12 protein-coding genes and 1 pseudogene are annotated in these 12,189 nt (G+C 75.2%); 2 read left to right on the forward strand and 11 right to left on the reverse strand.

Features of this window, described 5'->3' with window-relative positions; genetic code table 11:
* Positions 1-72: 72 nt before the first annotated feature.
* Positions 73-1,134, reverse strand: a complete 1,062-nt coding sequence (locus H1D33_RS13460) for an FAD-dependent monooxygenase (protein ID WP_181567747.1) — start codon at positions 1,132-1,134, stop codon at positions 73-75.
* Between the two features lie 54 nt (positions 1,135-1,188).
* On the opposite strand from H1D33_RS13460, the gene H1D33_RS13465 reads away from it, so the two are divergent.
* A complete protein-coding gene (locus tag H1D33_RS13465) occupies positions 1,189-1,749 on the forward strand; it encodes a TetR/AcrR family transcriptional regulator (protein WP_181567746.1) in 561 nt (186 codons plus the stop codon).
* A 52-nt stretch (positions 1,750-1,801) separates the two neighbouring features.
* Here H1D33_RS13465 and H1D33_RS13470 read toward each other — a convergent pair whose 3' ends face one another.
* The 8 genes and pseudogenes from H1D33_RS13470 to H1D33_RS30295 all read right to left on the reverse strand — a co-directional run.
* On the reverse strand, positions 1,802-2,431 hold the full coding sequence (locus H1D33_RS13470; RefSeq protein WP_246411393.1) for a transcriptional regulator: 630 nt from the start codon (positions 2,429-2,431) through the stop codon (positions 1,802-1,804).
* A 75-nt stretch (positions 2,432-2,506) separates the two neighbouring features.
* On the reverse strand, positions 2,507-3,511 hold the full coding sequence (locus tag H1D33_RS13475; RefSeq protein WP_181572754.1) for a branched-chain amino acid ABC transporter permease: 1,005 nt from the start codon (positions 3,509-3,511) through the stop codon (positions 2,507-2,509).
* A 53-nt stretch (positions 3,512-3,564) separates the two neighbouring features.
* On the reverse strand, positions 3,565-4,446 hold the full coding sequence (locus tag H1D33_RS13480) for a branched-chain amino acid ABC transporter permease (RefSeq protein ID WP_181567745.1): 882 nt from the start codon (positions 4,444-4,446) through the stop codon (positions 3,565-3,567).
* A 1-nt stretch (position 4,447) separates the two neighbouring features.
* Positions 4,448-5,704 carry an ABC transporter substrate-binding protein gene (locus H1D33_RS13485; protein ID WP_181567744.1) on the reverse strand — a complete coding sequence of 419 codons (1,257 nt, stop codon included), beginning with the start codon at positions 5,702-5,704 and terminating at the stop codon, positions 4,448-4,450.
* Positions 5,705-5,746: 42 nt separating this feature from the next.
* Entirely contained in the window at positions 5,747-6,439 is a 693-nt protein-coding gene (locus H1D33_RS13490) for an ABC transporter ATP-binding protein (RefSeq protein ID WP_181567743.1), read from the reverse strand.
* Positions 6,426-7,187, reverse strand: coding sequence for an ABC transporter ATP-binding protein (locus tag H1D33_RS13495; RefSeq protein ID WP_181567742.1), 762 nt, complete (start codon positions 7,185-7,187; stop codon positions 6,426-6,428). The genes H1D33_RS13490 and H1D33_RS13495 overlap by 14 nt, the downstream gene beginning before the upstream one ends.
* A gap of 216 nt (positions 7,188-7,403) precedes the next feature.
* On the reverse strand, positions 7,404-8,384 hold the full coding sequence (locus tag H1D33_RS13500) for an FAD-dependent monooxygenase (protein ID WP_307755409.1): 981 nt from the start codon (positions 8,382-8,384) through the stop codon (positions 7,404-7,406).
* 56 nt (positions 8,385-8,440) lie between these two features.
* Positions 8,441-8,629: pseudogene (locus tag H1D33_RS30295) on the reverse strand (NAD(P)-binding protein); the annotation flags it as partial.
* Positions 8,630-8,750: 121 nt separating this feature from the next.
* On the opposite strand from H1D33_RS30295, the gene H1D33_RS13505 reads away from it, so the two are divergent.
* Complete coding sequence (locus tag H1D33_RS13505) at positions 8,751-9,683, forward strand: TetR/AcrR family transcriptional regulator C-terminal domain-containing protein (protein WP_181567740.1); 933 nt, start codon at positions 8,751-8,753, stop codon at positions 9,681-9,683.
* Here the strand turns inward: H1D33_RS13505 and H1D33_RS13510 are convergent.
* Together H1D33_RS13510 and H1D33_RS13515 are read right to left on the reverse strand one after the other, a co-directional pair.
* Positions 9,667-10,743, reverse strand: coding sequence for an alcohol dehydrogenase catalytic domain-containing protein (locus tag H1D33_RS13510; RefSeq protein WP_181567739.1), 1,077 nt, complete (start codon positions 10,741-10,743; stop codon positions 9,667-9,669). The genes H1D33_RS13505 and H1D33_RS13510 overlap by 17 nt on opposite strands.
* The gene (locus H1D33_RS13515; RefSeq protein WP_181567738.1) at positions 10,740-12,182 is read right to left on the reverse strand and encodes an aldehyde dehydrogenase family protein; all 1,443 of its coding nucleotides are present in this window, start codon (positions 12,180-12,182) and stop codon (positions 10,740-10,742) included. The genes H1D33_RS13510 and H1D33_RS13515 overlap by 4 nt, the downstream gene beginning before the upstream one ends.
* Positions 12,183-12,189: the final 7 nt, after the last annotated feature.

Below are 12,189 nucleotides of genomic sequence, written 5' to 3' on the forward strand. Positions count from 1 at the left end.
TTCGTATCGAATGTGCGCCAGGTCACGGCCGGGCGCGGACCCACCCCCGTGCGTGGGCCCGCGCCCGGGGGCTCAGGCGGGCGGGCCGGCCGCGAGCGCCAGCCGCAGCACCGCGTCGCGCAGCGGCAGCATCCGCCGGGCCTGGGAGAGCCGCCCCGCCCACCGCGCGCCGGCCGCGATGCGCTGGGTGGGCCGGCGGCGTCGCCGGTCGTACGCCCGCAGCGCGGCCGGCAGGTCGTCGGCCGCGCGGACGCAGTCGGCCAGCGCCACCGCGTCGATCAGCGCCTGGCAGGCGCCCTGCCCGAGGTCCGGGGTCATCGCGTGCGCGGCGTCGCCGAGCAGCGCCACCCGGCCGGACACGTAGGACGGCAGCGGGGTCAGCTCGCGGATCTCGTGCCGCAGGACACCGGCCGGGGTGAGCGCGTCCAGCACCCGGCGCACCGGCGGGTGCCAGTCGCCGAAGAGGCGGCGCAGCTCGGCGACGTCGTCGGCCGGCGCGGGATGCCCCGGCGGCAGGCTCACCGAGGCGTACCAGTTGGTCCGCCCGCCGCCGACCGGCGTGAGGCCGAACTTGCGCCCGCGGCCCCAGGTCTCGCCGCCCTCGGCCGGCTCCGCGTCGACCACGCCGCGCCAGGCCACCGTGCCCGCGTAGCGCAGCGGGTAGCGCTCGCCGTGCACCGCCGCGCGGACCACGCTGTTGATCCCGTCCGCGCCGACCACCAGGTCGTACGCGTCGAGCAGCGCGCCCGGGTCGGCGACCGGCGCGGCGAACCGCAGCGCCGCGCCGGGCAGCGCGGCGGCCAGCGTGGCGAGCAGCGCCGGCCGGGTGACCAGGTGCACCGGCTCGCCGTGGCGTCGCTCGATGCGGCCGACGTCGATGGTGGCGATGCGGCTGCCGTCCGGGCGCCGGATCGACCCGCCGCTCTGCCGGCGACCACGCCGGCGCACCTCGTCGCCGACGCCGAGCGCGTCCAGGGCGCGCATCGCGCCGGGCCAGATGCCGAGCCCGGTGCCGGCGTCCGGGAGGCCCGGGGCCCGTTCCAGGACGGTCACCTCCCAGCCCGCCGCGCGCAGGCCGAGGCCCGCCGCGAGCCCGCCGATGCCGCCGCCGACCACCACCGCCCGACCGTCCATGGCGCCACCGTACTACAGATGTAGTCGGGTGCACTACGCCTGTAGTCTGGACCGGTGACCGACCGCCGGCAACTCCTGCTCGACGCCGCCATCCGGGTGCTCGGCACCCGCGGGCCACGCCACCTCACCCACCGCGCGGTGGACGCCGAGGCGGGGCTGGCCGAGGGCTCCGCGTCCAACCGGTTCCGCACCCGGGAGGCCCTGGTCGACGCCGTCTTCGCCCGGCTGGTCGAGGTGGAGACGCAGGCCTGGCAGCGGCTCGCGGCGGACCTGCCCCCCGGCGACGTCGACGCGACCGCCCGGGTGCTCGGCCGGCTGATCCGGGAGTTCACCACCGGCCGTCGGGTGGTCACGCTGGCCCGCTACGCCCTGTTCGTCGAAGCGGCGGTACGCCCCGAGCTGCGGCCGGCGATCGAGGCCGGCCGGGCCCGGCTGGCCGAGTGGGGGGAACCGCTACTCGCCGCGCTCGGCGCGACCGACCCCCCGGCCCACTTCCGGATGCTGCTCGCGCTGGTCGACGGGCTCTTCGGCAACCAGCTCGCCGCACCCGAGGACACCTTCGACCCCGAGTCCGCGGTGGCCACCCTGCTGCACGGCTTCCGCGCCGGCGGTTGAGGCGCGCGCCGGCGGGCGCTGTTAGGCGGGGCCCCCTCCTCTACCGCAGGCGTTAAGAGGGGCCCCCGCCTTGCAGGCAGGCGGAGATGGCGTCGGGGAGGGTGACCAGGCGCAGCGGGGGCGGGAACGGCTCGATCCAGCCCGGGCCGGCGGCGAGCACCCGCACCCCCGGAAGGTCCCGCCGGAGCCGGACCAGCCGGTACGCCCGGCCGGTCACCGGGGTCTGCGACCAGACCACCACCACCCGTGGCCGGACCCGGGCCACCGCGCCGGCCAGCGCCGACCAGGGCAGCGCCGGGCCGAGGTGCAGGCAACCGCGGCCGCGCTCGCGCAACGCCGCGGCCAGCGCGTGCAGCCCCAGGCAGTGCGTCTCGTGCTCGGCGCCGGCGAGCAGCACCCCCCGCGCCGGCAGCGGGCGGCTCGGCTCCCGGCGGAAGACGTCCAGCCCGACCCGCACGCCCTCGGACAGGGCGTGCTCCACCGCGATCTCGGCCGGGCTGTCGCCCCGCAACCCGCCCAGCAGCGGCAGGCAGACCTGCTCCCACAGCGCGGTCACCCCGGCCTCGGCGGCCAGGTCGAGCACCAGGCCGGCGACCTGGTTGTCGTCCAGGTCCTCGGCGGCGGCCAGCAGCCGCTTGCGGGCCGTCTCGGCGGCCCCGGCCGGCATGTTGTTCCTCAGCAACGGACGTACCCCCGGGTAGCTCTCCTACCAGGGGGTTCGTCCGGGCGACCGGATCCGGATGCGCCCGCGGGAAACTCATTCGCGTCGGGCGGCTCCCCGACGCCGGAGCAGGTGGGCGACCGTGCCCCAGACGCCCCGCCGGAACAGCAGCACGACCAGCACGAAGATGCCGCCGGTGACCAGCCCGATCGCCTCGAACCCGGAGAACGACAGCCAGTCCTCCAGCCGGACCACCAGCGCCGCGCCGAGCACGCCGCCCCACAGCGTGCCGATGCCGCCGAGCACCACCACGATGACCGCCTTGCCGGAGGTGGTCCAGTGCAGCACGTCCAGCGAGACGAACCGGTGGCCGACCGCGAACAGCCCGCCGCCGAGCCCGGCCAGGAACCCGGAGAGCACGAACGCGGTCAGCTTGTAGCGGTGCACCGGGTAGCCGAGCGCACGGGCCCGGGCCGGGTTGTCCCGGATGCCGACCAGCACCCGGCCGAACGGCGAGTGCACGATCCGCCAGGCCGCGAACAGGCCGAGCAGCACGATCGGCAGGATCGCGTAGTAGAAGTAGTAGTCGTCGGTGAGGTCGGCGCCGAAGAACGCGCGCGGCACGCCCTGCAGTCCGTTCTCGCCCTGGGTGACCGAACGCCACTCGTTGGCCACGTAGTAGACCATCTGCGCGAACGCCAGCGTGACCATGGCGAAGTAGATCCCGGTGCGCTTCACCGCCAGGTAGCCGATGGGCAGCGCGAGCAGCGCCGCGCCCAGCGCCCCGGCCAGCACCGCCGCCGGGAAGGGCAGGCCGGCGTGGATCGCGACCAGCCCGGTCAGGTACGCCGAGGTGCCCCAGAACGCCGCGTGCCCGAACGACATCAGCCCGGTGAAGCCGAGCAGCAGGTCCACCGAGACGGCGAACAACGCCCAGCACAGGATGTCCACCGCGACCGCCGGGTAGAGGCCGTTGGGCAGCCAGAGCGCGACCAGCAGGCCGGCGGCCAGCAGCGCGTACCGGACCCAGCCGGGCGCCCGGGCCACGGCGAGCAACCCGGACCGGGCCGGTGGGGCCTTGGTGTCCACGGTCGCGCTCATGCCGTGCTGGCCGGGCATGCCCTCACGGCCCTCGCTCCGCTCGGTGCGTTCGGTCATGCCGGTGCCTCCTCACGGCCGAACAGGCCGGCCGGGCGCCAGAGCAGCACGGCGGCCATCACCACGAACACCACGGTCTGCGACACCAGCGGGTAGTCCGACAGGTACGCCTCGCCCCACGCCTGGATCAGGCCGATGCCGAAACCGGCGGCGACCGAACCGAAGATCGAGCCGAGGCCGCCGATCACCACCACCGCGAAGACCACGATGATCAGGTCGGCGCCCATCAGCGGGTTGACCGCGCGCATCGGGGCGGCGAGCACCCCGGCCAGCCCGGCGAGGGCGATGCCGAAGCCGAACACCGGGGTGACCCACTTCCCCACGTCGATGCCGAACGCCCGGGTCAGCTCCGGCCGTTCGGTGGCGGCCCGGACCACCATGCCGATCCGGGTCCGCCCGAGCACCCACCACACCGCGACGCAGAGCAGCACGGTGAAGCCGAGGATGAAGACCCGGTACGCCGGGAAGTCGAACAGCCCGAAGTCCACCGAGCCGGTGAGCCCGGCCGGGGTGGCGTACGGGCTGGACTGCACGCCGTACCGGGACTTGACCAGGTCCTGCAGGATCAGCGTCAGGCCGAAGGTGAGCAGGAAGTTGTAGAGCGGGTCGAGCCGGGTGAGCCGGTGGATCACCGCCCGCTCCAGCACCATGCCGAGCAGGCCCAGCGCCAGCGGCATGATCACCAGCGCGGCCCAGAACGGCACCCCCGCCTCGGCGAGCAGCACGTACGCGCCGAACGCGCCGAGCATGTAGAACGCGCCGTGGGCGAAGTTCACCACCCGGAGCATGCCGAAGATGACCGCGAGCCCGAGGGCGAGCAGGGCGTAGAACGCCCCGCCCACCAGCCCGTTGAACGTGTTCTGCAGGAACCCGGACATGTCAGAGCTTGCAGTCCGCCGACGGCGCCCGGAACGCCTCCGCCGCCGGGATGGTCTTGAGGATCTTCACGTAGTCCCACGGCTCCTTCACCTCGGCCTGCGGCTTCACCTGGGCCAGGTAGGCGTCGTGCACCACCCGGTGGTCCTCCGCGCGGATCTTGCCGTTGCGCAGGAAGAGGTCGTTGACCTCCTTGCCCTCCAGCTCCTTGACCACGGCGTCCGCGTCGTCGCTGCCGGCGGCCTGCACCGCCTCCAGGTACTGCATGGCGGCGGAGTAGTTCGCCGCGTGCGCGAACGACGGCCGGGTGCCGGTCTCGGACTGGAACCGGTCCGCCCACTCCCGGTTCTGCTGGTCGAAGTTCCAGTACCAGGCGTCGGTGTAGGTGGTGCCGGCCAGCGCGGCCGGGGTGAGCGAGTGGATGTCGGTGATGAACATCAGGCCGACCGCCAGCCCGACGCCCTTCTCCCGCAGCTTGAACTCGTTGTACTGCTTCACCACGTTGACCAGCTCGGCGCCGGCCTGCATGGTGCCCAGCACCTGCGGCTTCGGGTTCAGCGTCGGCGCCTTGAGCAGGAACGACGAGTAGTCGCCGCTGGTGTTCGGGAACGGCGCGCCGTCCTTGCCGACCACCTGCCCGCCGGCCGCGCCGATGGCGGCGGAGAAGCTCTTCTCCATGTCCTGCCCGAACGCGTAGTTCGGGTAGAGGATGTACCAGTTCTTGCCGACCTGCTCGGTGGTCACCGTGCCGGTGCCGTGGGCCAGCATGTAGGTGTCGTACGCGTAGTGGAACGTGTACCTGTTGCAGCTCTTGCCGGTCAGGTCCGTGGTCGCCGCGCCGATGTTGAAGTAGAGCTTCTTCTTCTCCTTGGCCACGTCGGCGACCTTCAGCGCGGCCGAGGACGTCGGCACGTCCAGGATGGCGTCGACGCCCTTGCGGTCGTACATCTCCTGGGCCTTGCTGTTGGCCACGTCCGGCTTGTTCTGGTGGTCGGCGGTCTCCACGCTGATGTTCTTGGTCACCGCGTCGTCGCCGTGCTTGGCCTTGAAGTCGGCGATGGCCATCTCCACGGCCTTCACCGAGTTGCGCCCGGACAGCTCCGAGTAGGCGCCCGACTGGTCGTTGAGCACGCCCAGCACGATCTTGTCGCCGGTCAGCTTCGAGTCACCGCCGGACTGCGGGCCACCGCCGCCGCAGCCGGCCACCAGCAGCGCCGCCGCCGAGGCGGCGGCCACACCCACGCTCCTACGCATGTTCATCCCCTTCGTACCGCGCGGTCCGCGCGGGTCAGCCGTCGGAATTCAGATGCCGAGGTACGCCAGCAGCTCGCGTTCCCGCGAGCGCACCTCGGCGTTCTCCATCGCCTCCGCGATCCGTCCCTCGGCCAGCAGGTAGTGCCGGTCGGCGACGCCGGTGGCGAAGTGCAGGTTCTGCTCCACCAGCAGCACGGTCACGCCGTGCTTCTTGGCCTCCCGCAGCAGGTCACCGACCTGCTGCACGAGCAGCGGCGACAGCCCCTCGGTGGGCTCGTCGCAGAGCAGCAGCCGGGCGCCCATCCGCAGCACCCGGGCCAGCGCGAGCATCTGCTGCTCGCCGCCGGAGAGCATGGTTGCGGCCGAGGCGCGCCGGGCGTACAGGGCGGGGAACGCCTCGTACACCCGCTCCAGCGGCCACGGGTCGGGGCCGACCCGGGGCGGCAGCGTCAGGTTCTCGGTGACGGTGAGCGTGGCGTACGCGCCCCGGTCGTCGGGCACCCAGCCGAGCCCGGCCCGCGCCCGCTTGTACGCCGGCAGCTTGCTGATGTCCCGCCCGTCGAGGTGGACGCCGCCGCGCTGGCCGGCGTGCAGCCCCATCACGCACCGCAGCAGCGTGGACTTGCCGGCGCCGTTGCGCCCGACCAGGGTGACCACCTCCCCGGCGGCCACCTCCAGGCTCACCTCCCGCAGCACCTGGGCCTCGCCGTAGGAGGCGGAGAGGTTGTCAATGCGCAGCATCCGCGGCTCCCAGGTAGGCGGTGATGACCCGCTCGTCGGCGCGGACCTGCTCGTACGGCCCCTCGACCAGCACCGTGCCGGCCTGCAGGACGGTGACCGTGTCGGCGAGCCGGCCCACCACGCTCATGTTGTGCTCGACCATGACCACGGTCCGTCCGGCGCGGACCGTCGCGATCAGCTCGACGGTGCGGTCGACGTCCTCCAGCCCCATCCCGGCGGTCGGCTCGTCGAGCAGCAGCACCTTCGGGTCGAGGGCCAGCGCGATGGCCAGTTCCAGCGCCCGCTTGCGCCCGTACGCGAGCGCCTCGGCCGGGGCCTCGGCGAGGTCGGCCAGGCCGACCATGTCCAGCAGCTCGTCGGCCCGTTCCCGGTAGCGGCGCATCAGCTTCGCCGACCGCCAGAACCGCCAGCCCAGCCCGCTCGGCGACTGGAGGGCCAACTTGACGTGCTCGCGCGCGCCGAGTTGCGGGAAGAGGCTGGTGATCTGGAACGACCGGGCCACGCCGAGGCGCGCCACCCGCTCCGGGGGCAGCCCGGTGACGTCCCGGCCGTCCAGTTCGATCCGCCCGCCGCTGGGCGGCAGGAAGCCGGTGAGCAGGTTGAACAGTGTGGTCTTGCCGGCGCCGTTCGGGCCGACCAGGGCGTGCACGGTCTCCGGCGCCACGTCGAGGTCGACGCGATCGACGGCCCGGAAGCCCCGGAAGTCCCGGGTCAGCCCACGGGCCGACAGGATCGCTTGCCCGGCCATCGCCCCACCCTCCGCAGGTCCGCACGCGATGCCAGATCGGTGACCGGGGTCACAGGGCCGTCGCGTGCAGGAAACCTACGGCGCGTCGCAGCGGTCGAGCCATGTCGATGCGCCACACATTCCCCCGGTGCGGCACGGGGCCGTCCGCCACAGCGGTCGACCCCGTACCGGCGGCTCGGGACGGATCGGTGGCCGTCGACATGTGGCCGGGCACCGTCACCGGCCGGCGGCGTACTCCGGCAGGTCGATCCCGTCGGCGTGACTGAAGAACAGCCGCCGGGCCAGCCCGCGCATCGGCCGGGACGCCATCGCCCGCATCGACGCGTCGCGCAGCCGGATCCCGGCCCGGCCGGTCGGCAGGAAACCGGAGATCCCGCCGCCGGGCAACTCCTGCCCCTTCGCCACGTGCGCCCGCAGCGCCGCCTCCCAGCGGCGGTAGGCCGTCCGGTGGTCGCCGCCGGTGGCGGCCAGCTCCCCGGCCAGCAGGTACGCCCCCACCAGGGCCAGGCTGGTGCCCTGCCCGGTCAGCGGCGACGGGCACCAGGCGGCGTCGCCGAGCAGCGCCACCCGCCCGGCGCTCCACGAGTCCATCCGCACCTGGGCGTACCTGTCGAAGTAGAAGTCGGTCGCGGCGGGCGCGGCGGCCAGCAGCTCGGCCGCCCGCCAGCCCACGTCGGCGAACCGCTCGGCCAGCAGCCGCTGCTGGGCGGCCCGGTCCCGCCGGTCGACGTCCAGCGCGTCGGAGCGGAAGCTGAAGAGCGCCGCGGTCCGCCCGTCGCTCGTCGGCCGGGTGCCGACCACCCGGCCACCGGGCGCGTTGTGCATCGTGAACCATCCGCCCGCGTCCCGGTACGGGGTGGAGAAGTACGCCAGGTACGCCCCGAGCGGCCGGACGTACGCCGACTCCGGGCCGAACGCCAGCGCCCGGGTCCGCGAGTGCGAGCCGTCCGCGCCGACCACCAGGTCGACGGTGCGCGGGGCGGACCGGGCGAAGGTGAGCCGCACCCCGGCGTCGTCCTGCGCCAGCGTCTCGATCGAGTCGTCGAAGACGTACTCGACGTCGCCCCGGGTCGCCTCGTACAGCAGCCGGGCCAGGGCGCCGCGCTCGATCTCCAGGTCGGCGACGATCCCCTCCCCGCCGAACGCCGCCACCGGCAGCCGGGCCCGGGTGCGCCCCCGGGCGTCCACGTACGCCATCCCCGCTCCCCGACCCCGGCGGCCCGGACCGGGCCGGTCAACCCCATCCGGTCGAGCACCTCGCGGGCGGCTCCCCGCACGTCCACCGCCTGCCCGCCGGGGCGCAGCCCGGGCGCACGTTCCACCACGGTCACCGCGAAGCCGCGGCGGGCCAGCCAGAAGGCGAGCGCCGGGCCGGCCACCCCGGCGCCGGAGACGAGCACGGTCCTGTCGGTCATTCGAGATCTCCCCCGGTTCGCATCCATCGGTCACGCCGGACGCTAGAGCCGGCACGCGCCCGACCCGCCCGGCGACCTAGTACGCCGCCGCCGCGGGGCCCCCGGGCCGCCGATCGCACTAGTACGCTTCGGCGCGGAGGTGCCCGGGATGTCGCAGCACGAGGCGCGGCAGCAGCCGCCGTACCAGCGGATCGCCACCGAGATCCGCCACCGGATCGAGCGCGGCGAGCTGCTCCCGGGCGACCGGGTGCCCTCGGCCCGGCAGCTCACCCGCGAGCACGGCATCGCCATCGCCACCGCCACCCGCGTCCTGGCCCGGCTGCGCGACGACGGCCTGGTGCTCACCCGACCCGGCGCCGGCACGGTGGTGGCGGAGACCGCCGCCACCGCGCGACCCGCCCGGGCCCGGCCGGAGCCGAGCCGGGACCGGGTGCTGCGGACCGCCGTCGCGCTGGCCGACGCCGGCGGGCTGGCCGCGGTCACCCTGCGCGCGGTCGCCGCCGAGCTGGGCGTGGCCACCCTGGCGCTGCACCGGCACCTGCGCGGCCGGGACGAGCTGATCCTGGCGATGGCCGACGCGGCGCTGGCCGACTCGCCGCTGCCGGCGGTCGAGCCGACCGGCTGGCGGGCCCGGCTGGAGGTGCTCGCCCGGGCCCAGTGGGCCGTCTACCGGCGGCACCGCTGGCTGCCGCACGTCATCACCATCGCCCGGCCGCAGCCGCTGCCGCACGGCATGGCGCACACCGACCGGGCGTTGCGGGCCACCGCCGGCCTGGGCCTGGACCGCAACACCCGCTGGCACGTGGCGATCACCCTGATGACGTACGTCAAGGGCGTCGCCGTCAACCTGGAGGCCGGCGCGCAGGCCGTGCAGGACACCGGGCTCACCGACGAGGAGTGGGTGGACCGGCAGCAGGACACGTTCCAGCGGCTGATGGCCGGCGGCGGGCTGGCCACCATGGACGCGCTGACCGCCGGCGGCGTCGACCTGGACCTGGAGACGGTCTTCGACTTCGGCCTCCAGCGCCTGCTGGACGGCGTCGCGACCCTGATCGAGCGGCCGGTCAGTCCGGGAAGGTGACCACCCAGCGGGCGCCCTCGCCCCGGGCCAGCCGCTCCAGCGCCGCGGGCGCCTCCGCCAGCGACACCGTGCCGCTGACCAGCGGCGCCAGGTCGAGGTCACCGGCGGCCAGCGCGGCGGCCAGCTCCGGCACCTCGCGATCCGGGTCGGTCGAGCCGTAGACCGAGGAGCGCAGCGTGCGCGCCGAGTGGAAGATGTCCAGCGCGGAGAGGCTGAGCAGGTCGTCCTTGCCGCCCATGCCGACCACGGTGACCGCTCCGCCGCGCCGCGTCACCCGCCACCCGGCGCGGATGGTGGCGGCCCGGCCCACGCACTCGAAGGCGTGGTCGACCCCGCGCCCGCCGGTGCGCGCCCGCACCTCCTTGCCGAGCGTGTCGTCGGAGCGGAGGAAGTCGGTCGCGCCGGCGGCCAGCGCCAGGTCCCGCTTGGCCTCCACCACGTCCACCGCGAGGATCGGCGACGCGCCCGCCCGCCGGGCCGCGGTGAGCACCGCCAGCCCGACGCCGCCCAGCCCGATCACCGCGACCGACTCCCCGGCGGCGACCCGGGCGGTGTTGCGGACCGCGCCGGTGCCGGTGAGCACCGCGCAGCCCAGCAGCGCCGCCTCGGCCGGCGGCAGGCCGGACGGCACCGGCACGGCCGCCCGCTCCGGCACCACCACCTCCTCGGCGAGCGCGCCCAACCCGAGCGTGACCTGCAACGGCTCCCCGGTCGCGGTCTCGCCCCGGGCCACCGAGGCGGCCGTGTTGGCGGCGCAGAGCCAGGGCTCGCCGTGCCGGCAGTGCCAGCAGTCGCGGCAGGCCGGCGCCCAGTTGAGCACCACCGGCGTGCCCACGGCCAGCCGGGTGCCCGGCCCGGCCTCGGCCACCACGCCGGTCGCCTCGTGCCCCAACACCAGCGGGTACGCGGGCGCCAGCGTGCCGTCCACCATGGCCAGGTCGGAGTGGCAGATGCCGGCGGCGCGGATCCGGACCCGCAGCTCGCCGGGGCCGGGCGCGGGCAGGCGCACCTCCTCGACCGCCGGGGCGGCGCCCCGGCCGCGGACCACCAACGCCCTCATCGCTGGATCGCCTTCACCTCGGTGAACTCCTCCACGCCGTACGTGCCCAGCTCGCGGCCGAGCCCGGACTGCCGGTAGCCGCCGAACGGGGCAAGCGGGTTGAACGCGCCACCGTTGACGTCCACCTGCCCGGTGCGCAGCCGCCGGGCCACGGCCAGCGCCGCGTCCTCGTCGGCCGACCAGACCGCGCCGGCCAGCCCGTACCGGGAGTTGTTGGCGATCGCGACCGCCTCGTCGGTGTCGTCGAACGGGATCACCGCGAGCACCGGCCCGAACACCTCCTCCTGCGCCAGCGCGCTGTCCGGGTGCACGTCGGCCAGGACGGTGGGCGCGACGAAGTGACCCCGCGACGGCAGCGGCGCGTCCGGGCCGCCGGCCACCAGCCGGGCCCCGTCGGCGAGCGCACGGTCGACGTGCCCGCGTACCCGATCGGCCTGGGCGGCCGAGACCAGCGGGCCGAGCCGGGTGGCCGGGTCGAACGGGTCACCGAGCCGGTAGCCGGCCACCACCGACGCGGCCACGTCGAGCGCCTCGTCGTAGCGGTCGCGGTGCACCAGCATCCGGGTCCAGGCGGTGCAGGTCTGGCCGGAGTTGACCAGCACGTTGCCGACGCCGACCTTGACCGCGGTGGGCAGGTCGGCGTCGGCCAGGATCACGTTCGCCGACTTGCCGCCCAGCTCCAGCGCGACCCGGGCGATCCGGTCGGCGGCCAGGTGCGCGATCCGCCGGCCGGTGGCCGTGGAGCCGGTGAACGAGACCAGGTCGACGTCCGGGTGCGCGGCGAGCACCTCGCCGACCACCGGGCCGGTGCCGGGCACCAGGTTGACCACCCCCGGCGGCAGCCCCGCCTCGGTCACCGCGTCGAAGAGCAGGTACGCGGTGAGCGGCGTCAGCTCGCTGGGCTTGAGCACCACCGTGCAGCCGGCGGCGAGCGCCGGGGCCAGCTTGGCGACCACCTGGTGCAGCGGGTAGTTCCACGGGGTGATCGCGCCGACCACGCCGACCGGTTCGCGGACCACCAGCGAGTTGCCGACGACCTGCTCCGCGACCGGCCGGGCGGCCAGCTCGACCATGCTCCGCAGCACGAGCAGCGGCAGGCCGGCCTGCACCCGGGTGGCCAGCTTGAGCGGGGCGCCCAGCTCCGTCGCCACGGTGCGGGCGACGTCGTCGGCGCGGGCGGCGAGCGTGGTGTGCAGCCGGTCCAGGTGCGCGGCCCGCTCGGCGGGGGCGGTGGCGGCCCAGCCGGGGAACGCGGCCCGGGCGGCGGCCACCGCGCGGTCCACGTCGGCCGGGGCGCCGGCGGGCACCTCGCCGATCGTCTCCCCGGTGGCCGGGTTCTCCACCGCGATCGTGTCGCCCGACGACGGGTCGACCCAGTCGCCGGCGACGTGCAGGTGACGGCGCGTCAGCAGGGCGGGCGGCGCGGCAGCGAGATCCATGGCGTCC

It is taken from the genome of Micromonospora ferruginea (genome assembly GCF_013694245.2).
Classification (GTDB): domain Bacteria; phylum Actinomycetota; class Actinomycetes; order Mycobacteriales; family Micromonosporaceae; genus Micromonospora; species Micromonospora robiginosa.

Bases quoted from the DNA above. Each gene is read 5' to 3' on its own strand.
- H1D33_RS13505 (WP_181567740.1), top strand. From the start codon at position 8,751: ATGTCGCAGCACGAGGCGCGGCAGCAGCCGCCGTACCAGCGGATCGCC.
- H1D33_RS13510 (WP_181567739.1), bottom strand. From the start codon at position 10,743: ATGAGGGCGTTGGTGGTCCGCGGCCGGGGCGCCGCCCCGGCGGTCGAG.
- H1D33_RS13515 (WP_181567738.1), bottom strand. From the start codon at position 12,182: ATGGATCTCGCTGCCGCGCCGCCCGCCCTGCTGACGCGCCGTCACCTG.
- H1D33_RS13480 (WP_181567745.1), bottom strand. From the start codon at position 4,446: ATGTCCGGGTTCCTGCAGAACACGTTCAACGGGCTGGTGGGCGGGGCG.
- H1D33_RS13475 (WP_181572754.1), bottom strand. From the start codon at position 3,511: ATGAGCGCGACCGTGGACACCAAGGCCCCACCGGCCCGGTCCGGGTTG.
- H1D33_RS13460 (WP_181567747.1), bottom strand. From the start codon at position 1,134: ATGGACGGTCGGGCGGTGGTGGTCGGCGGCGGCATCGGCGGGCTCGCG.
- H1D33_RS13490 (WP_181567743.1), bottom strand. From the start codon at position 6,439: ATGCTGCGCATTGACAACCTCTCCGCCTCCTACGGCGAGGCCCAGGTG.
- H1D33_RS13500 (WP_307755409.1), bottom strand. From the start codon at position 8,384: ATGGCGTACGTGGACGCCCGGGGGCGCACCCGGGCCCGGCTGCCGGTG.
- H1D33_RS13485 (WP_181567744.1), bottom strand. From the start codon at position 5,704: ATGAACATGCGTAGGAGCGTGGGTGTGGCCGCCGCCTCGGCGGCGGCG.
- H1D33_RS13495 (WP_181567742.1), bottom strand. From the start codon at position 7,187: ATGGCCGGGCAAGCGATCCTGTCGGCCCGTGGGCTGACCCGGGACTTC.